We start from the raw sequence: 22,463 nt of genomic DNA, 5'->3' as shown, positions 1-22,463 counted from the left end.
GACCGGGTCGCGGAGGGTCAGCCCTGCTCGCGCACCAGCGAGGTGAAGGCCATGTCCGGGTAGCGGGCCCCTGCCACCTGCCCGGCGACCGGCTCCAGCAGCTCCAGCTCCGCCCCGCTCAGCGTGATCCGGGTCGCGGCCGTGTTCTCCAGGAGTCGCGCGCGCTTGCGGGTGCCCGGGATCGGTACGACGGCCAGTCCGTGCACCTGCGCCCGCTGCTGCACCCAGGCCAGCGCGATCTGCGCCGGGGTCGCCCCGTGCGCGGCGGCGACGGCCCGGACCGGCTCGAGCAGGGCGGCGTTGGCCTTCGCGTTCTCCCCCGTGAAACGCGGCTGGCTCCGCCGGAAGTCGCCGGCCGTCAGCTCGGTACCGGCGTCGGAGAAGGAGCCGGTCAGGAAGCCCCGGCCGAGCGGCGAGTAGGGCACGAGGGCCACGCCCAGCTCCGCCGCCGCGCCCACCGCGCTCAGCTCCACGTCGCGGCTGAACAGCGACCACTCCGACTGCAGCGCGGCGATCGGGTGCACGGCGTGCGCCTCGCGCAGCTCCGGACCGGTCACCTCGCTCAGACCCAGGTGGCGCACCTTGCCCTCGGCCACCAGCTCGGCCATGGCCCCGACCGACTCGGCCAGCGGCACGGCGGGGTCCCGGCGGTGCATGTAGTAGAGGTCGATGGTGTCGGTGCCGAGCCGCTTCAGGCTGGCCTCGACGGCCTGCCGGACGTACGCCCGGTCGTTGCGGACACCCCGGTACACGGGGTCGTCGGCGCGGCGCTCGATGGCGAACTTGGTCGCCAGCACGAGCTCGTCGCGGTGCGCGGCGACGAAGGGGGCCAGGAACTCCTCGTTGGCCCCGAGACCGTAGGTGTCGGCGGTGTCGAAGAGGGTGACCCCGACCTCGAGCGCGGCTTCGAGGGTGTCCCGGGCGGCGCTCTCGTCGGTGTCTCCGTAGAACTCGCTCATGCCCATGCAGCCGAGTCCCTGCACGCCGACCAGCGGGCCGTGCGCGCCGAGTGCGGCCTGGGTGATTTCCTTCTGCTCCATCAGGGCCGTGCCTTCCCGTAGATGACGTCGATCTTGTAGTCGAGCGAGGCGAGCGCGTCGGTCAGCTCCGCGATGCGCGCCGTGACGTCCCGACGGGTCCGCTCCAGCAGCTCGCGCCGTTCGTCGACGGTGTGCTCGCCCTCGCGGACCAGCTCCGCGTACCGGACCATGTCGGCCACGGACATGCCGGTGGCGCGCAGCTTGCCGACGAAGGCGAGCCAGTTCAGGTCCTTGTCGGTGAACCGCCGCTGCCCGGAGTGCGTGCGGTCCACGTGCGGCATCAGGCCGATGCGCTCGTACCAGCGCAGGGTGTGCTGGCTCAGTCCGGTGCGCTCCGCCACCTCGCGGATGGTGTAGCGGGTCTCGGTCAGGCCGGAGCGGGTCCGGGTCGGGCTGGGACGGGTCTCGGTCGGGCTGCGGCGGGTCTCCGTCAGGCTCATGACCTCACGCTAGATCCCTAGAGCGCACTCCAGGCAAGTGCCACCGGCGGGAGATCGGGCGGGACCTTGCGGGCGCGGGCGAGGAAGTAGGCTCGGCGCCATGGAGAGCCTGCACATCATCGACACCTGGCCCGTGCCCACCGCCGCCGCGGCCGTCGTCCGGGCGGACGGGACCGTGGCCGGTCGGCACGGACCGGTCGACCACCGCTTCCCGCTGGCCTCCGTCACCAAGCCGCTGGCCGCGTACGCCGCGCTCGTCGCGTACGAGGAGGGTGCGATCGAGCTGGACGAGCCGGCCGGCCCCGAGGGCTCCACGGTCCGCCACCTGCTGGCCCACACCAGCGGACTGGCCTTCGACGAGCACCGCGTGATGGCCCCGCCCGGACAGCGCCGGCTGTACTCGAACGCCGGCTTCGAGGTGCTGGGCGACCACATCGCCAAGGCCACCGACATCCCCTTCGCCGAGTACCTGCACCAGGCGGTGCTGGAGCCGCTCGGCATGACCTCGACGACGCTGGAGGGCTCGCCCGCGAAGGACGGCGTCTCGACGGTGGCGGACCTGGTGCGCTTCGCCGCCGAGCTGCAGGCCCCGCGGCTGCTGGACCCGCGGACGGTGGCCGCGGCCACCACCGTGGTGCACCCGGGCCTGAAGGGCGTCCTGCCCGGCTACGGCAGCCAGGTCCCCAACGACTGGGGCCTGGGCGTGGAGATCCGCGACGGCAAGTCCCCCCACTGGACGGGCGCTTCGTCCTCGCCGCGCACCTTCGGGCACTTCGGCCAGGCCGGTACCTTCCTGTGGGTGGACCCGGACGCGCGCGCCGCGTGCGTGGCGCTGACGGACCGGGCCTTCGGCCCGTGGGCGGTCGAGGCCTGGCCGCCCTTCACGGACGCGGTCCTGGCCGAACTGCGCACTGCGGCGCGCTGACGGCGGCAGGCCCGCGCGGGCGACGGCCCGGCGCACCACGTCACGGTGACATACCTCACAGGGTGAACTCCTGACGGTCTGCCGGGTTCCGCCGGAAAGGCCCCATTACCGCTCGACAACGGATCGCTAGATTCCGGTTCTCATCAGCCACCCCCCACTGGCCGAGAGAAAGAGAACCGGTGCGCACGCGCAGAATCTGGATGACGGCCGCGGCCGTCACGGCAGGGATCACCGGCGTCCTCACCCTGTACGGGGTGACCGGCACGGGCGGACTCGACGAGGGGCCGGCGGACGCGCGGCCGCCCGTCACCGGGCCCGTGGTGTCCGAGCTGCGCACCTCGGCCCTGACCGTCGCGGGCTCGGAGGCGTCGTACCGGGACGAGGACACCGCGCCCTTCTCGATGCTCGCGGTCTCCTGGGACGACCCGGCCCGCCGGGTCCCGGGCACCATCAGGGTCCGCGCCCACTCCACGCGCACCGGCCACTGGACGAAGTGGCTCACCCTCGGCTCCGAGGACGGGGCCGCGTCCGACGGCGCCGGCCGGCCCGGCCTGCGCGGGGTCTCCGAGCCGGCCTGGACGGGCCCGTCCGACGGGGTCGAGGTCCGGGTCGCGGGCCGCGGCGGCGCCCTGCCCGCCGGGCTCCGGCTCGACCTGGTCGACCCGGGCAGCTCCCGCGTCGTACGCGCCGCGCCCGCCGCGTACGCCTTGGACGCCGTGGACGCCACCGGCGACCCGACCGCCCCGCCGACCGCGGACCAGCCCACCGCCCCCACCCCCGACGCCACGGAGACCGCCACGGCCACGGAGCCGCCCGCGGCGACCGCCTCCCCCACCGCACCGGAACCCACCGCGCCCGAGCCGACCGCCACCACCGCGGCACCCGACGGCAGCCCGACCCCGACCGTGTCGGCCCCGACCCCCACCCCCACGGCCCCGGACTCCACGGCCCCGCGCCCGGACGTCGTCACCCGCGCCCAGTGGGGCGCCGACGAGACGATGAACGACGAGGCCCCGCAGTACGGCTCCGACGTCAAGGTCGTCTTCGTCCACCACACCGCGCAGACCAACGACTACGACTGCGCCGACTCCGCAGCGATCGTCCGCGGCCTGCACACGCTGCACGTGAAGACCAACGGCTGGAAGGACCTCGGCTACAACTTCGTGGTCGACAAGTGCGGCACGGTCTTCGAGGGCCGCAAGGGCGGCGCCGACCTCCCCGTCATCGGCGCCCACACCTACGGCTTCAACACCGACACCACCGGCGTCGCCGTGATCGGCAACTACACGGACGCCGACGCCCCGGCCCCCGCCAAGGAGGCCGTCGCCCGCATCGCCGCGTGGAAGCTCGGCCAGTACCGGCACGACCCGCTGGGCACCACGACCATCACCGCGGTCATCGACAACGGCAAGTACAAACCCGGCACGAACGTCACCTTCCAGCGGATCTCCGGCCACCGCGACGGCTTCGCCACCGAGTGCCCCGGCACGGTCCTGTACGGCCAGCTGCCCGTCGTCCGCACCTGGGCCGGGGGTCCCGTGGCCGGCCTGGCCGTCCGCTCCGTGACCGGCGCGAACCTTTCGGGGAGCACGTACTACACCAAGGGCAAGGTGACGGTCGGCTGGACCGCCACCACCCCCGCCGCCCTGGTGTCCGGGTACGAGGTGCTCGTGGACGGCAAGTCCGCGGCCGCCGCGCCCGGTTCGGCCACCTCCGTGGCCGCGGCGCTGGCCCCCGGCAGCCACCAGGTGCAGGTCCGCGCCACCCACCTGTCGGGCCGGACCTCCGTCTCCGCCCCGGTCACCGTGGTCGCCGAGACCACCCCGCCGACCTTCCCGACCGCCCCCTCCCTCGCGCTGCGCACCGGCACCGTCAACACGACCGCCGTACCGCTCACCCTCGCGTGGAAGGCGGCCGACGACGCGGCGCTGCGGTACGTGAAGCTGACCGCCCCCACCGCCGTCACCTACCTCCCGACCACCACGAGTTCGGCCCGCACCGCACCGGCCGGCACCGCCACCACCTTCGCGATGACGGCGTACGACCGGGCCGGCAACACCCGCACGGCCTCGGTCGCGGGCACCCCGGTCGTCCTCCAGGAGACCGCGGCCGTGAAGTCCGGGAGCTGGAGCAGCCGCGCCAACTCCTCCTACCTGGGCGGCGCCTCGCTCTCCTCGGCCACCCCCGGCGCGAGCCTGAGCTGGACCTTCAACGGCCGCTCGGTCGCGTGGACGGTCTCGCGCGCCACCGGCTCGGGCCAGGCGTACGTGTACGTCGACGGGGTCAAGGCCGCCACGGTGGACCTGCGTTCGGACGCCGTGAAGTACCGGGACGCGCTCTGGACCAGGTCCTGGACCACCAGCGGCACCCACACCCTCAAGGTCGTCGTCGTGGGAACGGCCGGCCGCCCGACCGTCACCACCGACGGCGTCGTCTACCTGAAGTGAGCCCTCGGGCCACCCCCTAGGGAAGCTCCCAGACGAGCAGCTCCCCCGCGGACTCCGCCTCGATCTCCAGGCCCTTCTCGCCGGTGATCCGCGCGGAGTCCCCGGGGCCGAGCCGCTCACCGCCCAGCCGGTGCTCCCCGCGCACCACGTGCACGTATGCGCGCGGGGCGTCCGGCACCGCCGTGCGCTCCCCCGCCGCGGGCCGCCGCACGTGCAGCACCGCCCCGGCCGCCGGCACCGGGTACGGCGTGCCGTCCGCGAGGCCGCGCTCGATCGCGTACGAGGGCTCGCCGCCCGGCACCTCGGGCACCAGCCACATCTGCACGAAGACCAGCGGCTCGGCGCCGTCGTTGCGCTCGACGTGCCGCACGCCCGCGGCCGAGCCCAGCCGCTGCACGTCGCCCGGGCGCACCTCGGTGGCGTGCCCGGCACTGTCGCGGTGGGTGAGCACGCCCTCGACCACCCACGTCACGATCTCGGTGTGGCTGTGCGGGTGCTCGTCGAACCCGGCGCCCGGCGCCAGCCGCTCCTCGTTGCAGGCCGTCAGGGGGCCGAAGCGGAGGTTGTCCGGGTCGTAGAAGCCGCCGAAGGAGAAGGCGTGCCGGGTGTCGATCCCGGCCTCGCGGTCCCCGCCCGGATACCGTTCCGCACCACGTCGCACATCAATCATGGGAGCACCGTAGACCCCGGGGCTCCGCCCAGGCGTCCGGATAAGGCAGTCTTGTCCCGTGCCAGAACCCGAGCGTGAGCATCTCCCCGCGCATCCCGCCCATCCCCACGCCGCGACGCTGCGACGGCTCGAGAAGTCGTCCGGCCGCCTCGCCGCGAACGCGATCGCCCGCATGGACGAGACGCTGCCGTGGTACAGGGCAATGCCGCCGGAGAACCGCTCGTGGATCGGTCTGGTCGCCCAGGCCGGCATCGCGGCCTTCACCGAGTGGTTCCGGCACCCCGAGACCCCGCAGGCCATCTCGACCGACGTCTTCGGCACCGCCCCGCGCGAGCTGACCCGGGCCATCACGCTGCGCCAGACCGTGGAGATGGTCCGTACGACGATCGAGGTCATGGAGGTCGCGATCGAGGAGGTCGCCGCCCCCGGGGACGAGTCGGTCCTGCGCGAGGCCCTGCTGGTGTACGCCCGCGAGATCGCCTTCGCCACCGCCCAGGTCTACGCACAGGCGGCCGAGGCACGCGGCGCCTGGGACGCGCGGCTGGAGTCGCTGGTGGTCAACGCGGTGCTGTCCGGCGAGGCCGACGAGGGCGCGCTGTCCCGGGCCGCCGCGCTGGGCTGGAACTCGCCCGAACACGTCTGCGTGGTGCTGGGCACGGCGCCCGACGGGGACAGCGAGCTGACCGTCGAGGCGATCCGGCGGGCCTCCCGGCACGCGAAGCTGCAGGTGCTCACGGGTGTGCTGGGCGACCGGCTGGTGGTCATCGCGGGTGGCAGCGACAACCCGCTGCAGGTGGCGAAGTCCCTGATCGGCCCGTTCGCGGCCGGTCCGGTGGTGGCCGGCATGGTGGTGCCGGACCTGCTGACGGCCACCCGCTCCGCGCAGGCCGCGGCCGCGGGCCTCAAGGCCTGCTCGGCGTGGCAGGACGCGCCGCGGCCGGTGTTGGCGGACGATCTGCTGCCGGAGCGCGCGATCGCCGGAGACCCCTCCGCGCGGGAGCAGCTGGTGGAGGAGATCTACAGACCGCTGGAGGAGGCCGGGTCCGCGCTGCTCGAGACCCTGAGCGTGTACCTGGAGCAGGCGAGCAGTCTGGAGGGGGCCGCGCGGATGCTGTTCGTGCATCCGAACACCGTGCGCTACCGGCTCCGACGTGTGACGGACGTCACCGGGTGGTCGCCGTCCGATGTACGTTCGGCGTTCACGCTACGGATCGCCCTGATCCTCGGGCGTCTGGCCGAGGGCGACTCCCAACCCTAGACTTTTGTTGAACATCAACAATTAGCCCATCGGTTCTTCGTCCCTGTCCCCACGGGCGGCGGGGACCGTCGACAAGAGAGAGTGTGAGAGTGCTCGTACTCGTCGCTCCCGGCCAAGGCGCTCAGACGCCCGGCTTCCTGACCCCCTGGCTCGAACTGCCCGGCGCCGCCGACCGGCTCGCCGCGTGGTCCGAGGCCATCGGGCTGGACCTCGCCCACTACGGCACGAAGGCCGACGCGGACGAGATCCGCGACACCGCCGTGGCCCAGCCGCTGCTCGTGGCGGCCGGCCTGCTCTCGGCCTCCGCCCTGGGCACCCTCCAGCCGGGCGCGGTCGCCGGCCACAGCGTCGGTGAGATCACCGCGGCCGCGTACGCGGGCGTCCTCGACGACACCACCGCCCTGCGCCTGGTCCGCACCCGCGGTCTGGCCATGGCCGAGGCGGCCGCCGTCACCGAGACGGGCATGGCCGCGCTGCTCGGCGGCGAGCCCGAGGTCGTGCTCCCGCACCTGGAGAAGCTGGGTCTGACCCCCGCGAACGTCAACGGCGCGGGCCAGATCGTGGCCGCCGGCACGGCGGAGCAGATCGCCGCGCTCGCCGAGGACAAGCCGGAGGGCACCCGCAAGGTCGTCGCCCTCAAGGTCGCGGGCGCCTTCCACACGCACCACATGGAGCCCGCGGTGGCCGCGCTCGACGCCGCCGCCAAGGAGCTGGCCCCGGCCGACCCGCGGTTCGCGTACGTGTCGAACAAGGACGGCCAGGTCGTGGCCACGGGCGCCGAGGTCGTCGCCCGGCTGGTCGGCCAGGTCGCCAACCCCGTCCGCTGGGACCTGTGCATGGACACGTTCAAGGAGCTCGGTGTCACCGGCCTCCTGGAGGTCTGCCCCGGTGGCACCCTGACGGGTCTGGCCAAGCGCGCCCTGCCGGGCGTCGCGACGCTGGCGCTGAAGACCCCCGACGACCTCGAGAAGGCCGCCGCGTTCGTCGCCGAGCACACGGCCTGAGACAAGGAGCCCTCACCGCATGTCGAAGATCAAGCCTGCCAAGGGCTCCCCGTACGCCCGCATCCTCGGTGTCGGCGGCTACCGGCCGACCCGCGTGGTGTCCAACGACGTCATCCTCGAGAAGATCGACTCGTCCGACGAGTGGATCCGCTCGCGCTCCGGCATCGCGACCCGGCACTGGGCCTCCCCGGAGGAGACCGTCGCGGCGATGTCGGTGGAGGCCTCCGGCAAGGCCCTGGCGGACGCCGGCGTCTCGGCGGACCAGATCGGCGCCGTCATCGTCTCGACCGTCTCGCACTTCCGGCAGACCCCGGCCGTCGCCACGGAGATCGCCGACCGGATCGGCGCCCACAAGCCGGCCGCCTTCGACATCTCGGCGGGCTGCGCCGGCTTCGGCTACGGTCTGACCCTGGCCAAGGGCATGGTCGTCGAGGGTTCGGCGCAGTACGTCCTCGTCATCGGCGTGGAGCGGCTCTCCGACCTCACCGACCTGGAGGACCGCGCGACGGCCTTCCTGTTCGGCGACGGCGCGGGCGCCGTCGTCGTGGGCCCCTCGAACGAGCCTGCCATAGGCCCGACCGTCTGGGGTTCCGAGGGCGACAAGTCCGAGACCATCAAGCAGACCGTGCCGTGGGACCAGTACAAGACCGGGGACCGCTTCCCGGCCATCACGCAGGAGGGCCAGGCGGTGTTCCGCTGGGCCGTCTTCGAGATGGCCAAGGTCGCCCAGCAGGCACTGGACGCGGCCGGTCTCACCCCGGACGACCTGGACGTCTTCATCCCGCACCAGGCAAACATGCGGATCATCGACTCGATGGTGAAGACTCTGAAGCTGCCGGAGCACGTCACGGTCGCCCGTGACGTCGAAACCACCGGCAACACCTCGGCCGCCTCGATCCCGCTCGCAATGGAGCGGCTCCTGGCGACCGGAAAGGCGAAGAGCGGGGACACGGCTCTCGTCATCGGCTTCGGGGCGGGTCTCGTGTACGCCGCCACGGTCGTTACTCTCCCCTAGGCACCCCGGACCTTCCGGACTCGCGCCACCGCACCACCCTTTTCACACCAGCTAATTCGAAGGAGCGCCAAATGGCCTTCACCCAGGACGAGATCGTCGAGGGTCTCGCCGAGATCGTGAACGAGATCGCCGGCATCCCGACCGAGGACGTCGCCCTCGAGAAGTCCTTCACGGACGACCTGGACGTCGACTCGCTGTCCATGGTCGAGGTCGTCGTGGCCGCCGAGGAGCGCTTCGACGTCAAGATCCCCGACGAGGACGTCAAGAACCTGCGCACTGTCGGCGACGCCGCGGACTACATCCTCAAGCACCAGGCCTGATCGAGCGCGCTCGTCGCCACCCGGCGGTGACGCCGGGACAATTCAGCACCCCAATACACGTGGAGAAAGAATTCCTGTGAGTCCGACCAATCGCACCGTGGTCGTCACCGGTATCGGCGCAACCACTCCGCTGGGTGGCGACAGCGCGTCGACCTGGGAAGGCCTGCTCGCCGGCCGTTCCGGGGTCAAGCCCCTGGAGGGCGAGCGCTTCGCCGACCTGCCGGTCCGCATCGCGGCGCCGGTGGCCGTCGACCCGGGCGAGGTTCTGCCCCGCCCCGTGGCCCGCAAGCTGGACCGCTCGGCGCAGTTCGCGCTGATCGCGGCCAAGGAAGCCTGGGCCGACGCCGGTTTCACCGCCCCCGCGGGCGAGGACCCGGCCGTGGTGCCCGAGCGTCTGGGCACCGTCATCGCCTCCGGCATCGGCGGCGTGACGACCCTGCTCGACCAGTACGACGTACTGAAGGAAAAGGGTGTGCGCCGGGTCTCCCCGCACACCGTCCCCATGCTCATGCCGAACGGTCCGTCCGCGAACGTCGGCCTGGAGGTGAACGCCCAGGCGGGCGTGCACACCCCGGTCAGCGCCTGCGCGTCCGGCGCCGAGGCCATCGGCTACGCCGTCGAGATGATCCGCACCGGCCGCGCCGACGTGGTCGTCGCCGGCGGTACCGAGGCGGCCATCCACCCGCTGCCCATCGCGGCCTTCGCCAACATGATGGCGATGTCCAAGAGCAACGACGAGCCGGAGAAGGCCTCGCGCCCGTACGACAAGGGCCGTGACGGCTTCGTCCTCGGTGAGGGCGCCGGTGTCGTGGTCCTGGAGTCCGCCGAGCACGCGGCCCGCCGCGGCGCGCGCGTCTACTGCGAGGTGCTCGGCCAGGGCCTGTCGGCCGACAGCCACCACATCGCGCAGCCCGAGCCCACCGGCCGCGGTGTCGCCGCCGCCGTGCAGAACCTGCTCGACAACACGGGTCTGAAGCCGTCCGAGGTGGTCCACCTCAACGCGCACGCGACCTCCACCCCGCAGGGCGACATCGCCGAGATCAAGGCCCTGCGCAAGGTCTTCGGCGACGACCTCGACCACGTCGCGATCTCCGCGACGAAGTCGATGACCGGCCACCTGCTGGGCGGCGCCGGCGGCATCGAGACCGTCGCGACCGTGCTCGCCCTGCACCACCGCCTCGCCCCGCCGACCATCAACGTCGACGACATCGACGAGGACATCGACGCCGACGTCGTCACGGGTGAGCCGCGCAAGCTCCCCGAGGGCCAGATCGCCGCGATCAACAACTCGTTCGGCTTCGGCGGCCACAACGTGGTCCTCGCCTTCCGCACGGTCTGATCCGCGTCCACACGCGCAGAAGGGGCCCCGTCCGGCACTCGCCGGACGGGGCCCCTTCTGCGCGTCGTGAGGACCGGGCGGGTCAGACCACCTGGTGCAGCCAGCGCACCGGGGCCCCCTCGCCCGCGTACCGGAAGGGCTCCAGCTCGTCGTCCCACGGCTTGCCCAGCAGCCGGGCGATCTCCGTCTCCAGGACGGTCTCGCCGCCGGCCGCCCGGACGAGGGCGGCGCGCAGCCGGTCCTCGGGGATCAGGATGTCCCCGTGGATGCCCGTGACGGCGTGGAAGATGCCGAGGTCGGGCGTGGAGCTGTAGCGCTCGCCCTCCGCGGTGGGACAGGGCTCCGACGTCACCTCGAAGCGCAGCATGTGCCAGCCGCGCAGGGCGGAGGCCAGCTTGGCCGCCGTACCCGGTTCGGCCTCCCAGGAGAACTCGGACCGCCAGGTGCCCGGCGAGGCGGGCTGTCTGATCCAGTCGAGGTTCACCCGCACCCCGAGCACGCCCGCAACCGCCCATTCCACGTGCGGGCAGAGCGCGCGCGGAGCGGAGTGCACGTACAGAACTCCACGTGTCGTCACCGGGACCTCCAGTGTGGGACGAGGTTCGCCTTCCCCAGCGGCCTCGTGCCGGTGCCGCTCCCGAGGTCACCCATAGTAAACAGCATCGGGAGTGAATCTCCTGAAAACGGACAGTATGTGACGTGATGTAATTTACGGAACCGCTCGGGCGTCGCGCCACTGGATGCTGCGGCGGACTCGCCACTGGGGAAAAGCTACCGTGCGCCGGGCACCCAGGTGTGACGTACGGTCGGTCCAGGAGCCCGGAAACACCGAGCTTTCACTCAGCAGGACGCCGGCGGAACGCCGTACGCCGGCGAGGGAGGGGAGCACCGCATGCGCAGTCCCGAACGGACCCGGAACGTCCCGGGCGCTCTCGGCAGAGCCGCCGCGGGGGCGCTCGTGCTGGTCGCGGCGGTGTCGGGCTGCTCCGCGCCGGGGGACGGGGACGGTTCGGGGGCCGGTGGCAGGAGCGCCGCGCGGCCCACGCCGAAACCCACTCCTGAGTGGAAGGCGAATCCTTCCTCCATCGCCGCTGTGGGTGACTCCATCACCCGGGGGTTCGATGCGTGTTCGGTGCTGGCGGACTGCCCCGAGGCCTCCTGGGCCACCGGGAACGACCCGCTGGTGCACAGTCTCGCCAGCCGGCTGCTGGGGGACGCCCGGGCGGCGGGCCGCAGCTGGAACTTCGCCCGGACCGGCGCCCGAATGGCTGACCTGCCGGGCCAGATGGAGGAGGCCGCGGCGCAGCGGCCGGAGCTGGTGACGGTGATGGCCGGCTCCAACGACGCCTGCCGGGCGACCGCCGGGGCGATGACGCCGGTGGCCGACTTCCGGGCCGAGTTCCAGCGGGCGCTCAAGGAGCTGCGCGCCCGGTCGCCGAAGACCCAGGTGTACGTCTCCAGCGTGCCCGACCTGCTGCGGCTGTGGGAGCAGGGGCGGGGCAGCGCGCTGGGGCGGCGGATCTGGAGCCTCGGGGTCTGCCCGTCGATGCTGGCCGATCCCCAGGCGCTGGACGCGCCGGCGGTGACGCGGCGCCAGACGGTGCGCAAGCGGGTGGTGGCGTACAACGACGTGCTGCGGGACGTGTGCGGGAAGGACCCGCTGTGCCGGTACGACGGCGGAGCGGTCTTCCGGTACCCGTTCACGGCGGAGCAGCTCAGCCGCTGGGACTGGTTCCATCCGGGCAAGGACGGGCAGGCGCGGCTGGCGGAGCTGGCGCACCGGCAGGTGACGGCCGCCGCACCGCCGAAGCCGTGACGGGGGGGGAAGCCGGGGCGGGTGTCAGGGCCCGCCCCGGCTTCCGGTCTCGGGGGGCCGCTACGCGACGTCGATGCGGGCGGTCAGGCGGGTGTCCGCCAGGGAGCGGGCGGCCTGGATCTCGTACGCCCCGGGGATCCGGGTCCAGGCGTACGCCTCCTCGTCCCAGATCTCGAACGTCCGGGCCGGCAGGGGGATCTCCACCTCGGCGCTCTCGCCGGGGCCGGCCTCGACCCCGGCGAAGGCGGCCAGCCAGCGCGCCGGGCGCGCGACGGGGTCCCCGACGGGGGCGGCGTACAGCTGGACCACCTCGCGGCCGGGGCGGCCGCCGGTGTTGCGGATCCGGACCCGGGCCGTGGTGGCGGTGACCTCCAGGGACTCGTACGCCCAGGTCGTGTAGCCCAGTCCGTGTCCGAAGGAGTACGCGGGCGCGGTGCCGGTCCGGTCCCAGGCGCGGTAGCCGATGAACAGGCCCTCGGCGTACTCGAGCCGGCCTTCGGTGGGGACGGCCTCGGTGACGGGCGCGTCGGCGAGCGCCACCGGCCAGGTGGTGGGCAGCCGGCCGCCGGGCTCGGCGTCCCCGAGGAGCACGTCGGCCAGCGCGGCCCCGCCCTCCTGCCCGGGGAACCAGCTCAGCAGCACCGCCGCGACCTCCTCGCGCCAGGGCAGTTCGACCGGGGAACCGGCGTTGACGACCACGACCGTGTTCGGGTTGGCGGCGGCCACCGCGCGCACCAGGTCGTCCTGGCGGCCCGGCAGGCGCAGGTCGGTGCGGTCGAAGCCCTCGGACTCGACGCGCTCGGTGGTGGCGACGACCACGACGGCGGTGTCGGCGGCCCGGGCGGCGGCCACGGCCTCGGCGATCAGGGCGTCGGGGTCCTGGCGCGGGCCGAGGTGCAGCAGGGAGAACATGAGGGCCTTGAGCGGGACCTCGGACAGGTCGGGGGCCTGGTGGCGCAGCGAGACCTCGACGGGCACGCCGGCGGTGAGGTGCAGCCGGGCGCGCTCGCTGGGGGCGCCGAAGAAGGCCTCGAAGGGGTCGGCCTCGTCGCCCATGAGCTGGACGCCGTCCCACAGTTCGGTGCCGTCGACGGTCAGGGTGAAGGCGCCGAGCCCGCGGGTGCCGAAGGCGTGCTCGCCGCTCTCGCGCGGCACGAAGGTGCCGGTGACCTCGACGTCGGCGAGGGTGGCGTACGAGACGCCGGCCGGCAGGTCGTCGCCGATCCACTGGACCTGGCCGCTGGGCAGGGAGCCCTCCCCGAGCAGGTTCCCGGCGGCGTCGCGGCAGACCGCGCGCAGCTCGAAGCCCTGGTCGGCGGGGGCGAGCTCGTCGCTGGGGTCGGCGCCGACGGCGAAGGTCAGGGCCCCGTCGGGCAGGGCTGCGGCGAGTCCGTCGAGCGGGGAGACCACGCGCGCGGGGAAGACCGTGGCGGAACCGCCGCCGAGGACGCGGGCGTCGCGGGCGGCGGCGCCGAGCAGGGCGACCGTGCCGCCGGGGGTCAGCGGCAGGGCCTCGCCCTCGTTCCGTACCAGGACGAAGGAGCGGGCGGCCAGTTCGCGGGCCAGGGCCTCGCCGTCGAGGGCGGCGGGCGGCTCGGCGACCACCGGCGGGGCGCCCTCCAGGGCCCCGACGCGGGCGGCCAGCCGCAGGACGTTGCGGACGGCGGTGTCGACCTCCGCCTCGTCGGCCTCGCCGGCGCGGACGGCGGCGGCGAGCGCGGGACCGTAGACCGTCTGCGGGCCGGGCATGGCCACGTCGAGGCCGCCGGCGAGGTCGCCGGTGGTGGAGCGGGCGGCCATCCAGTCGGAGACGTTGACGCCGTCGAAGCCCCACTCGCCGCGCAGGACCTCGTTCACGAGGTAGCGGTGCTCGGTCATCGTGGTGCCGTTGACCTTGTTGTAGGCCGTCATGACGCCCCAGGGGTGGGCGTTCTCGACGATCGCCTCGAACGGGGCGAGGTAGAGCTCGCGCAGCGGGCGCGGGGCGATGGCGTTGTCGACGGTGAAGCGGTCCGTCTCGGCGTCGTTGCCGACGAAGTGCTTGACCGTGGTGCCGACCCCGCCCTCCTGGACGCCGCGGACGTAGCCGGTGCCGATCAGGCCGGTGAGGTACGGGTCCTCGGAGTAGCACTCGAAGTGGCGGCCGCCGAGCGGGGTGCGGTGCAGGTTGACGGTGGGGGCGAGCAGGACGTGCACGCCCTTGCGGCGGGCCTCCTGGGCGAGCAGCCGGCCGGCGCGGCGGGCGAGCTCGGGGTCCCAGGTGGCGGCCAGGGCGGTCGGGGAGGGCAGGGCGACGGAGGGGTCGTCGGCGGTCCAGCGCACGCCGCGGACGCCGATGGGGCCGTCGGACATGACGACGGAGGCGAGCCCGATCTCGGGGAGGGCGGGCAGGCTCCACATGTCCTGGCCGGCGAGGAGCCGGGTCTTGGTGTCGAGGTCGAGCTTGGCGAGGGCCGCTTCGACGGCGTCGGTGCGGGCCTGATCGGCCGCGGCCTGTTCGGCTGCGGGGACCGTGGGGTGTGCGGTGCCGGCCACGGGTCGTACCTCCTCGTTGGCGTCCTGGTGGTGGCCCCCATGGTGCAGCGATTGCCTGTAGATCGGTAGGTGACGTTATCGTTCCGTGATATTGGGGAATGCCGTACGGTCCTCCGTGACGCACGGACGACGGGAGCGGGGACGATGGCCAGGGCCAGGAGCGAGGAACGGCGCGGGGAGATCCTGCACGCCGCCGTCGAGGTGATCGCCGAGCGCGGGTACCGGGGCGCGTCGCTGGGCGCCGTGGCCGAGCGGGTGGGCCTGACGCAGCAGGGCGTGCTGCACTACTTCCCGACCAAGGAGGCGCTGTTGGTGGCGGTCCTCGAGGAGCGCGACCGCTGGGACACCGGCGGCGGCACCCGGTCCGCGGGCGCGTGGCGACTGGACCTGCTGGCCTCGCTGGTGGACTACAACGCGATGCGGCCGGGGATCGTGCAGACCTTCTCGGCGCTGCTCGGCGAGAGCGTGACGGAGGACCACCCGGCCCGGGAGTTCTTCACCGAGCGGTACGGGCAGGTGCGGGCCGAGATGGCGACGGTGCTGCGCGCCGAGTTCGGCCCCCGGCTGCCGTCCGGCCTCACCCCCGAGCAGGCCGCCCCGCTGCTGGTGGCGGTGATGGACGGCCTGCAGTACCAGTGGCTGCTAGACCCGGAGTCGGTGGACATGCCGGGGGCGTTCCGCAGCTTCCTGGCGCTGCTGCACGGGGGCGGGGCGGGGACGGGCTGACCGCCCCGGGGGGAGGGAGCAGCGGTGCCGGGCGTCGCGGGCCCGGCGCGAGGTCAGCCCGGCAGGCTGAACGAGAGTTCGTACTTCCCCTCGTGGCCCGCGATCCTGCCGCGGAAGACGGCCGTCTGCGGGACCGTCGATTCGTCGTGGAGGATGACGAGCTTCAAGGAATCGTGGTACTCGATGTGGTGCGTGTCCACGAACTTCTCGTAAAGGAAGGGGTGGAACGGGCCGGTGGGGTTTCCCTGGCCGTCGAGGTCGCTGGTCCCCAGCTCGACGTTCATGGTCACGATCGGCAACCGCACGTCGATCTCGACGGTGTCGCCTTGCTCCATGTTGCTCTGGAAGACCTCTCCTCCGTCCACGCGCAGGAGGACCGGTTCGAACGCGGCCGCCATGATGGGGCAGTACACACTCCAGAAGCGGATGTGGGTCATCGCATTTCTCCTGCGCCCTAGAACTCCTCGGGGTGGAGTGGCGCGGCGATCCTGAAGCACGCGGACTGGAGGTCGGGAACGGTGTGCTCCAGCTCCTCGGCGAAGAGCTGGAAGTCCCTGTGCCGGAGGAACCGCTCCGGCCACTTGACGGACCGGAACGAAGCCTGGTTGGGGTCGATCTCCGCCGCTTCGAAGACGAACGTCGACTCCTCGATGACCTGCGCCTTGACCTGGGGATCCGTGATCCCGGTGAAGAACTTGGTCTCGATGCGGAAGTCTTCGAACGTCGCGATGTGCAGGCAGAATCCCGGCGGGGCGACCGCCCGCACCAGCATCCCCTTCCCGCCGAAGGTCGCCAGACTGGGGCCGGTCCACACGAACGTGGCGTCACGGCGGTCCTGTTCGGTTTCGATCTTGGCGATGTCGGCGAAGCCGTCGCGATCGATGATGAAGAAATCAGGGAAGTTGTTCGAGAACAGCGAAAGCTTGAGAACGGCCACGACGTCCGTCCTTCCGTGATGCGTCCACCAGAGTGCCCGAGTGGTGCACCACTCGATCCGGCATCAACCACCCCATGCGTGGGACGGGCGCGAGAGCCGGGACCGGCCGTCGCGTTCCTGCGTCCATGGCGGTGAGAGCACTTACGTCCATCATGCGCCGCCGAAGGCGTGGCTGCCACTGCTCGCCGCGGTTACCGCTTCAACCACACGACGCCTTCCACGCCCCGCAGTTGGTGACGGTGACGCCCGCGTCCACCCGACCGGAAACGGGCCTCGTCCCGGCTGCGGTCCCTAGCCCTTCACCGTGCGGAAGCCGAGCGTGTAGTCCTCCTCGTAGCCCAGGTCGGCGTCCGGGTGGAGGTCCAGACGGCCGTCGTTGCGCTCGCAGTGCCAGGTGAAGGTGCCGGGGAAGTGTGCCAGGAACGCCCTGGGGACCGGTGCCGCGCACGACCCGCCGGCGGCGACGGTCAGGGGGCCGATGGCGACCCGGTCGCCCTCGAAGACCGCACGGCCGGCGAACCTGCCGCACCCCGCCCCGCCTTCGACCGTGCCGTCGCCGCGGAACCGCAGCCACGGCGCCTCCCCGGGCGGCCCGACCGAGCTCCACTCGCCGTCCATGACGGTGACGTGGTCCAGCAGGTAGCGCCGGCCGAACATGTTGCGGACCCGGCCCATGCGGATGAAGACGTGGTCCCCGCGCTCGTTCCTGAGGTCCATGACCTGGTACTTGTAGCGGAACGTGAGCCTGCCTGCGAAGACCTCCTGGAGCCGGTCCCTGAACTCCTTCCGCTCCGGCTCGCATCCGTCGGCCGCGAACGCGCGCTCGGCCGGCTCCACCGTGAGGTCGCGTTCCGCCACCGTGCCCGGGCGTGCCATCGGGTGGCATCCGTCGCTGCCCCAGATGACGCCGTCGGGGTCGAACTCCAGCCAGGCGGCACCGTTCGCCGGCGCCTTGATCTCGCGTCCGGCCACCCTCAGGCCCTCGATGGACCAGCGCTCCCACAGGAGCATGCCCCCGGGGTCGGCCGGGAGCCTGCGCGGGGAGGTGCGAGGGCTCGGCGCGCCGGTGCCGCCGGCCTTGGCCGGGTCGCTGCCGGAGACCTCCGTGCACCCTCCGGTTACGAGCAGAGCAGCGCACAGGGCTGGGCCGACGACGGCATTGCGAAGGTTCCTCTTCCGGTTCCGCATGCGGAGTCAGACCACCGACCGCGGCGCACGGTTGTACGGGCGCCCGAACTACGGGCGGATGGCCGAAAGGTCGCGTTCGGCGAGGTCCGGGCGGGCCGCCAGTCCGGCCCGGACCGCCTCGAGGAGCGGGAGCGGGTCCGGGGAGTGGGCGGTGGCCAGCGAGACGTCCTTGGCGGCCAGGGCGACCGGGAAGTGGGAGCCCTCGGCGAAGGTCCGGGCCACCGCACCGGCCAGCGGCCCCCGGGCGAGCTCGGTGCGCACCAGGTCGTCGGGCAGGCCGAGCCCCCGACCGAGCCTCAGGGCCTCGGCGACCAGGGCGACGCCGCCGATGGCGGCGTTGATGAGCACCAGCTTCAGGGCGGCGCCGGACCCGGGCTCCGGACCGCAGTCGGTGACCTGCCCCAGGCGGTCCAGGAGCCGCGCGACCGGCCCGGGCCGGGGGCCGCCGGCCAGCACCCACATCGCGCCGGTCGCGGCCCGGTCCACACTGCCCATCACGGGGGCGTCGGTGAGGGTGACCCCCTCGGGGAGCCGGGCGGCCAGCTCCCGCACGGTGTCGGGGCCGACGGTGGAGGTGTCGACCCAGTGGACGCCCGGGCGCAGTGCGGGCAGCAGCGCGTCGGCCACGACACGGACGGCCGCCGGGTCGGCCAGCATCGTGACGACGAGGTCGGCGCCGCGGACGGCCTCGGCGGGGGTGTCCGCGACGGTGGCGCCCGCCGCGGCCAGGGGCTCGGCCTTGGACCTCGTACGGTTCCAGACGGTCAACGGGTGGCCGGCGGCCAGGAGGTGACGGGCCATCGGGGCACCCATGCCGCCGAGGCCGAGGAACGCGATCTTCTCCGGTTTCTCCATGCCCCCGACGCTAGGTGGGGCGGTACCCATGCGACAAGCGAATGTCTAGCATGGCCGCCATGCCCGAAGCACATGTGCCGCACGGCCTGTACGAGGTCTTCCTGCGGGTGGCCCAGGTCGGCTCGTTCACCTCGGCCGCCCAGTCCCTCGGCTACACCCAGTCCGCCGTCTCCCGGCAGATCCAGGCGCTGGAGGACGAGTGGGGTTCCGCCCTCTTCGACCGGCTGCCGCGCGGGGTACGGCTGACGGCGGCGGGCCGGGCGCTGCTGCCGCACGCCGAGGCGGTCCGGGACCGGATGCGGGCCGCCCGGGTGGAGCTGGACGCGCTGCGCTCGCTGGGCGGCGGCGTGCTGCGGGTCGGGGCCTTCGCGGCGGCGGACGTGACGCTCGTACCGCGGGCGGTGGCGGAGTTCGGGGAGCGCCACCCGGACGTCACCGTGGAGCACACCGAGGGGCCGACGGCCCGGCACGTGGCGCTGCTCGGGGAGGGTCGGCTCGACCTCGCGGTGGTGAGCGCGCCCGCGGGACGGCCGCTGTCGGGGCCCGAGCTGCACCCGCTGCTGGAGGAGCCGATGTACGTGGCCCTGCCGCGCGGGCACCGGTTCGCCGGGCGGCGGGCGCCGCTGCGGCTGGCGGAGCTGGCCGACGAGCGGTGGATCGAGGGCGACGTGCGGCCCGGGCAGACGCTCATGGCCCCGGCGCTGGCGGCCGGCTTCCGCCCCGACGTGGCCTTCCGGGTCAACGACTGGACCGCGAAGCAGGGGTTCGTGGCGGCCGGGCTCGGCATCACGGTGCTGCCCGCGCTGGCCGCCGGGGCCGTCCGGCCGGACCTGGTGCTGGTGCCGGTCTCGCGCCACGACCTGCCCTGCCGCCGCGTGTACGCCGCCACCCCGCGCGGCCTGTCCCCCGCACCGGCCGCGCAGGCCCTGCTGGGCATCCTCCGACGGGTGGCGGCGGCCCTGGTCCCGTAGGCCCCCGGCCGCGCCGGTGTCCCCTCCGGCTCGCGCCGCCGCGAGGCTGGCGCGAAGCCGCCTGTCGGCGCCGCCCGGCGATCGTTACGCTCGGCCGTGCGGCCCGCCGACCTCGGGCTTCGCCGTACCGAGGGGGATCGGATGACCGAGATGCTCGTGCTGTGGGGAGTCCTGCTGGCCGGTGCCGGGGCAGCCGCCGCGGTCCTGCTGCGCCGGCGGAGCGGACGTACGCGGAACGCGGACGGGCTGCTCGTCGAGCGGGACGCGCAGCACACGGCGGTGGACTACCGGGCCGCCGACCACGGCCTCGCGATGCACCGGGTCACGCCGCCCGGGGCCGACGGCTTCCGCGGCTGAGCGGACGGCGCGGCGCCGGCGGCACCGTGCCGTCGTACGACACCACCCAACGAAGCCCTACGAGCGGGAGGTCGGGTCGAAGGCGGCCGGCGGCGGGCCGAAGGGGGACGGCGGCGGGCCGAAGCCGGAGTGCGCCTCGGCGTGCGGGGCCGCGGCGGGGGCCTGCGGCTCGTCGGCGGAGGTGGCGTCGCCTTCGTCGTCGTCCGCGTCCGGGTCGGCCGTGAGGTCGCGGACCATCAGCGTCGCGCCGGCGACGGCTCCCGGCATCAGGAACACGGCGACGAGCGGCACCAGGAACGCGAGGACCAGCGGCACGCCGAAGCCCAGCGCGAGCATCCGGTGCCGGCGCATGAGGGCGAGCTGCTCGGTGAGGCCCGTGCGGCGGCGCTGGAGGGCCACCGCGGTCAGCTCCTGGGTGAGGAAGTATCCCGAGACGCAGAAGCCGATCGCCGGCACCACGGTCTGCCCGATCACCGGTACGAACCCGAGGGCGAAGAGCAGGATCCCGTACAGCGCCACCCGCGCCAGGATCCGCACGCTGTCCCGGGCCGAGATCCACAGCTCGCGCCACAGCGGCAGCCCGGACTCCGGCACCTCGCCGCCCTCGGCACGGTCGACCTGCTCGGAGAGCGACTCGTAGAAGGGCTGCCCGATGAGCAGGGTGACCGCGGTGAAGGTGATCACGGCCAGGAACAGGCCGAGGGCGATCACCAGGAAGGTCATGAAGCCGCGGAAGAGCCCGATCCAGGGCGAGGACCAGTCGTCGGCGAAGGGCGTGGCCCAGGCCACCAGGTCGTCGGCGCCGAAGCCGAGGCCGGTGAGCGCGCCCGCGTACACCGCGAGCGACACCAGTCCGGGCAGCAGCCCGAAGCCCAGCCACCGGCCGTGGCCGACGACCCAGCGCTGTCCGGCCGCCAGGTACCGGAATCCCCCCACAAGATCTCGCATGGGCCCAGGGTAGCGAGGGGGCGGGACGGGCGGGCGAGCGAGGGCCTCGCTCTCCGGGGGCGACGACCGAGGGCCGCACCCCGGGACGGGGTGCGGCCCTCGGAGGGGACTCGGGGGATCAGACCGCGAGCTCGACCGTGATGTTGCCGCGGGTCGCCTTGGAGTACGGGCAGACCTGGTGGGCCTTCTCGATGAGCTCCTTGGCCTTGGCCTCGTCCACGTTCGGGATGGTGGCCGAGATCCTGACGATCAGGCCGAAGCCGTCGTCGTTCTTGCCGATGCCCACCTCGGCGGTGACGGTGGACCCGGAGATGTCGGCGTTCTCGTTGCGGGCGACGACGCCGAGGGCGCCCTGGAAGCAGGCGCTGTAGCCGGCGGCGAAGAGCTGCTCCGGGTTGGTGCCGGCGCCGTTGCCACCGAGGGCCTTGGGCGGGTTGACGACGACGTCGAGCTGGCCGTCGTCGGTGGCGACGCGGCCGTCGCGGCCGTTCTCGGCGGTGGCGACGGCGGTGTAGAGAACGTCGGACTGCTGGATGGACATGAAGCCGTGATCCTTCTGGTCGGCGCCGCGACTCGCGCCCACGATTCGCGACGGTCTGCGGTGAGCCTACCGGGTGAAGGAAACGATCATCTTTCCGGTGTTCTCGCCGCGCAGCATGCCGAGGAACGCGTCGACGGCGTTGTCCACGCCCTCGACGACCGTCTCGTCGTACGACAGCTCGCCCGAGCGCAGCCAGCCGGAGACGTCCTTCACGAACTGCTGCTGGAGCCCGTAGTACTCGCTGACGCGCATGCCCTGCAGGCGCAGCAGCTTCACGATCGCGAGGGCGAGGTTGCGCGGGCCGGGGGCCGGGGTGGTGTCGTTGTACTGGGAGATCGCGCCGCAGAGGGTGGCGCGGCCGTGCACGTTGAGCGCACCGATCGCGGCCTCCAGGTGCTCGCCGCCGACGTTGTCGAAGTAGACGTCGATGCCCTCGGGGGCGGCTTCCTTGAGCTGGGGTGCCACCGGGCCGTTCTTGTAGTTGAAGGCGGCGTCGAAGCCGTACTTGCCGGTGAGCGTCTTGACCTTGTCCTCGGAGCCGGCCGAGCCGATCACCCGGGAGGCGCCCTTGATGCGCGCGAACTGGCCGACGAGGCTGCCGACGGCACCGGCGGCGCCCGAGACGAAGACCGCGTCGCCCTCCTTGAAGGAGGCCGTCTCGAAGAGGCCCGCGTACGCCGTCAGGCCCGGCATGCCGAGGACGCCGAGGTAGTACGAGAGCGGGGCGAGGGAGCCGTCGACCTTGGTGGCGCCCTTCGCGTCGAGCTCGGCGTACTCGCGCCAGCCCAGACCGTGCAGGACGTGGTCGCCCACCTCGAAGCCCTCGGCGGTGGAGGCCACGACCTCGCCGACCGCGCCGCCGTCCATCGGGCGGTCGAGCTGGAACGGCGGGATGTAGGACTTCACGTCGTTCATGCGGCCGCGCATGTAGGGGTCCACGGACATGTGGAGGTTGCGCACCAGGATCCGGCCGGACTCGGTCGGGGCGGCGAGGGGCACCTCGCGCAGGGCGAAGTCCTCGGCGGTCGGCCAGCCCTGCGGGCGGCGGACCAGGTGCCATTCACGGCTGACGGCGGGGAGGGCGACGGTCTCGGTCATGATTATTTCATCCTCTGAATGGTTTCCGGATGA

Annotated in this window: 23 protein-coding genes; 11 read left to right on the top strand and 12 right to left on the bottom strand. The window is 73.1% G+C overall.

The annotated features are described in order from the left end of the window. Positions 1-17: 17 nt before the first annotated feature. Positions 18-1,040, bottom strand: coding sequence for an aldo/keto reductase (locus tag ACIQCH_RS22800; protein WP_402583547.1), 1,023 nt, complete (start codon positions 1,038-1,040; stop codon positions 18-20). Further along, positions 1,040-1,480: a MerR family transcriptional regulator gene (locus tag ACIQCH_RS22795; RefSeq protein WP_402583545.1), complete on the bottom strand. Its 441-nt coding sequence runs from the start codon at positions 1,478-1,480 to the stop codon at positions 1,040-1,042. The genes ACIQCH_RS22800 and ACIQCH_RS22795 overlap by 1 nt, the downstream gene beginning before the upstream one ends. A 100-nt stretch (positions 1,481-1,580) precedes the next feature. Between ACIQCH_RS22795 and ACIQCH_RS22790 the strand changes: the two genes are divergently transcribed. Continuing rightward, entirely contained in the window at positions 1,581-2,405 is an 825-nt protein-coding gene (locus ACIQCH_RS22790) for a serine hydrolase domain-containing protein (RefSeq protein ID WP_402583543.1), read from the top strand. A 200-nt stretch (positions 2,406-2,605) separates the two neighbouring features. Further along, complete coding sequence (locus ACIQCH_RS22785; protein WP_402583599.1) at positions 2,606-4,852, top strand: N-acetylmuramoyl-L-alanine amidase; 2,247 nt, start codon at positions 2,606-2,608, stop codon at positions 4,850-4,852. A 16-nt stretch (positions 4,853-4,868) separates the two neighbouring features. On the opposite strand, the gene ACIQCH_RS22780 is transcribed toward ACIQCH_RS22785, so the two are convergent. Beyond that, complete coding sequence (locus ACIQCH_RS22780; RefSeq protein ID WP_402583541.1) at positions 4,869-5,522, bottom strand: pirin family protein; 654 nt, start codon at positions 5,520-5,522, stop codon at positions 4,869-4,871. Positions 5,523-5,580: 58 nt separating this feature from the next. Here ACIQCH_RS22780 and ACIQCH_RS22775 point away from each other — a divergent pair, with 58 nt between their 5' ends. From ACIQCH_RS22775 to fabF, 5 genes are all read left to right on the top strand, one after another. Next, positions 5,581-6,780 (top strand): PucR family transcriptional regulator, encoded by a 1,200-nt coding sequence (locus tag ACIQCH_RS22775; RefSeq protein WP_402583539.1) that lies wholly within the window; start codon positions 5,581-5,583, stop codon positions 6,778-6,780. Between the two features lie 89 nt (positions 6,781-6,869). Then, positions 6,870-7,784 carry an ACP S-malonyltransferase gene (locus tag ACIQCH_RS22770; RefSeq protein WP_402583537.1) on the top strand — a complete coding sequence of 305 codons (915 nt, stop codon included), beginning with the start codon at positions 6,870-6,872 and terminating at the stop codon, positions 7,782-7,784. A 19-nt stretch (positions 7,785-7,803) separates the two neighbouring features. After that, a complete protein-coding gene (locus tag ACIQCH_RS22765; protein WP_402583535.1) occupies positions 7,804-8,799 on the top strand; it encodes a ketoacyl-ACP synthase III in 996 nt (331 codons plus the stop codon). Between the two features lie 71 nt (positions 8,800-8,870). Next, positions 8,871-9,119, top strand: coding sequence for an acyl carrier protein (locus tag ACIQCH_RS22760; protein WP_030198813.1), 249 nt, complete (start codon positions 8,871-8,873; stop codon positions 9,117-9,119). 76 nt (positions 9,120-9,195) lie between these two features. Continuing rightward, entirely contained in the window at positions 9,196-10,458 is a 1,263-nt protein-coding gene (fabF, locus tag ACIQCH_RS22755; protein ID WP_030198820.1) for a beta-ketoacyl-ACP synthase II, read from the top strand. 82 nt (positions 10,459-10,540) lie between these two features. Here fabF and ACIQCH_RS22750 read toward each other — a convergent pair whose 3' ends face one another. Continuing rightward, complete coding sequence (locus ACIQCH_RS22750; RefSeq protein WP_402583532.1) at positions 10,541-11,035, bottom strand: DUF3145 domain-containing protein; 495 nt, start codon at positions 11,033-11,035, stop codon at positions 10,541-10,543. A gap of 315 nt (positions 11,036-11,350) precedes the next feature. On the opposite strand from ACIQCH_RS22750, the gene ACIQCH_RS22745 reads away from it, so the two are divergent. After that, positions 11,351-12,274 (top strand): SGNH/GDSL hydrolase family protein, encoded by a 924-nt coding sequence (locus tag ACIQCH_RS22745; protein WP_402583530.1) that lies wholly within the window; start codon positions 11,351-11,353, stop codon positions 12,272-12,274. Positions 12,275-12,334: 60 nt separating this feature from the next. Here the strand turns inward: ACIQCH_RS22745 and ACIQCH_RS22740 are convergent, their stop codons facing one another. Continuing rightward, positions 12,335-14,809, bottom strand: coding sequence for a glycoside hydrolase family 3 protein (locus tag ACIQCH_RS22740; protein WP_402583528.1), 2,475 nt, complete (start codon positions 14,807-14,809; stop codon positions 12,335-12,337). Between the two features lie 144 nt (positions 14,810-14,953). Here ACIQCH_RS22740 and ACIQCH_RS22735 point away from each other — a divergent pair, with 144 nt between their 5' ends. Then, entirely contained in the window at positions 14,954-15,535 is a 582-nt protein-coding gene (locus ACIQCH_RS22735) for a TetR/AcrR family transcriptional regulator (RefSeq protein ID WP_402583526.1), read from the top strand. Between the two features lie 53 nt (positions 15,536-15,588). Here the strand turns inward: ACIQCH_RS22735 and ACIQCH_RS22730 are convergent, their stop codons facing one another. From ACIQCH_RS22730 to ACIQCH_RS22715, 4 genes are all read right to left on the bottom strand, one after another. Continuing rightward, positions 15,589-15,972 (bottom strand): hypothetical protein, encoded by a 384-nt coding sequence (locus ACIQCH_RS22730; protein WP_402583524.1) that lies wholly within the window; start codon positions 15,970-15,972, stop codon positions 15,589-15,591. A 17-nt stretch (positions 15,973-15,989) separates the two neighbouring features. After that, complete coding sequence (locus tag ACIQCH_RS22725) at positions 15,990-16,472, bottom strand: AbfB domain-containing protein (protein ID WP_402583522.1); 483 nt, start codon at positions 16,470-16,472, stop codon at positions 15,990-15,992. A 291-nt stretch (positions 16,473-16,763) separates the two neighbouring features. Next, complete coding sequence (locus ACIQCH_RS22720; protein WP_402583520.1) at positions 16,764-17,483, bottom strand: META domain-containing protein; 720 nt, start codon at positions 17,481-17,483, stop codon at positions 16,764-16,766. 225 nt (positions 17,484-17,708) lie between these two features. Then, on the bottom strand, positions 17,709-18,515 hold the full coding sequence (locus tag ACIQCH_RS22715; protein ID WP_402583518.1) for an NAD(P)-dependent oxidoreductase: 807 nt from the start codon (positions 18,513-18,515) through the stop codon (positions 17,709-17,711). A gap of 59 nt (positions 18,516-18,574) precedes the next feature. On the opposite strand from ACIQCH_RS22715, the gene ACIQCH_RS22710 reads away from it, so the two are divergent. Both ACIQCH_RS22710 and ACIQCH_RS22705 read left to right on the top strand, forming a co-directional pair. After that, on the top strand, positions 18,575-19,486 hold the full coding sequence (locus tag ACIQCH_RS22710) for a LysR family transcriptional regulator (RefSeq protein WP_402583516.1): 912 nt from the start codon (positions 18,575-18,577) through the stop codon (positions 19,484-19,486). Positions 19,487-19,627: 141 nt separating this feature from the next. Then, entirely contained in the window at positions 19,628-19,843 is a 216-nt protein-coding gene (locus tag ACIQCH_RS22705; protein ID WP_402583514.1) for a hypothetical protein, read from the top strand. 57 nt (positions 19,844-19,900) lie between these two features. Here ACIQCH_RS22705 and ACIQCH_RS22700 read toward each other — a convergent pair whose 3' ends face one another. From ACIQCH_RS22700 to ACIQCH_RS22690, 3 genes are all read right to left on the bottom strand, one after another. Next, positions 19,901-20,791: an EI24 domain-containing protein gene (locus ACIQCH_RS22700; protein WP_402583512.1), complete on the bottom strand. Its 891-nt coding sequence runs from the start codon at positions 20,789-20,791 to the stop codon at positions 19,901-19,903. A gap of 118 nt (positions 20,792-20,909) precedes the next feature. Beyond that, positions 20,910-21,332 carry an organic hydroperoxide resistance protein gene (locus ACIQCH_RS22695; RefSeq protein WP_402583510.1) on the bottom strand — a complete coding sequence of 141 codons (423 nt, stop codon included), beginning with the start codon at positions 21,330-21,332 and terminating at the stop codon, positions 20,910-20,912. Positions 21,333-21,398: 66 nt separating this feature from the next. After that, complete coding sequence (locus ACIQCH_RS22690; RefSeq protein WP_402583508.1) at positions 21,399-22,430, bottom strand: NADP-dependent oxidoreductase; 1,032 nt, start codon at positions 22,428-22,430, stop codon at positions 21,399-21,401. Positions 22,431-22,463: the final 33 nt, after the last annotated feature.

This window comes from Streptomyces sp. NPDC093225, from assembly GCF_044753805.1.
GTDB lineage: Bacteria > Actinomycetota > Actinomycetes > Streptomycetales > Streptomycetaceae > Streptomyces.
Note: the sequence above shows the minus strand (reverse complement) of the source record. Positions and strands in the feature narration are given on the sequence as shown.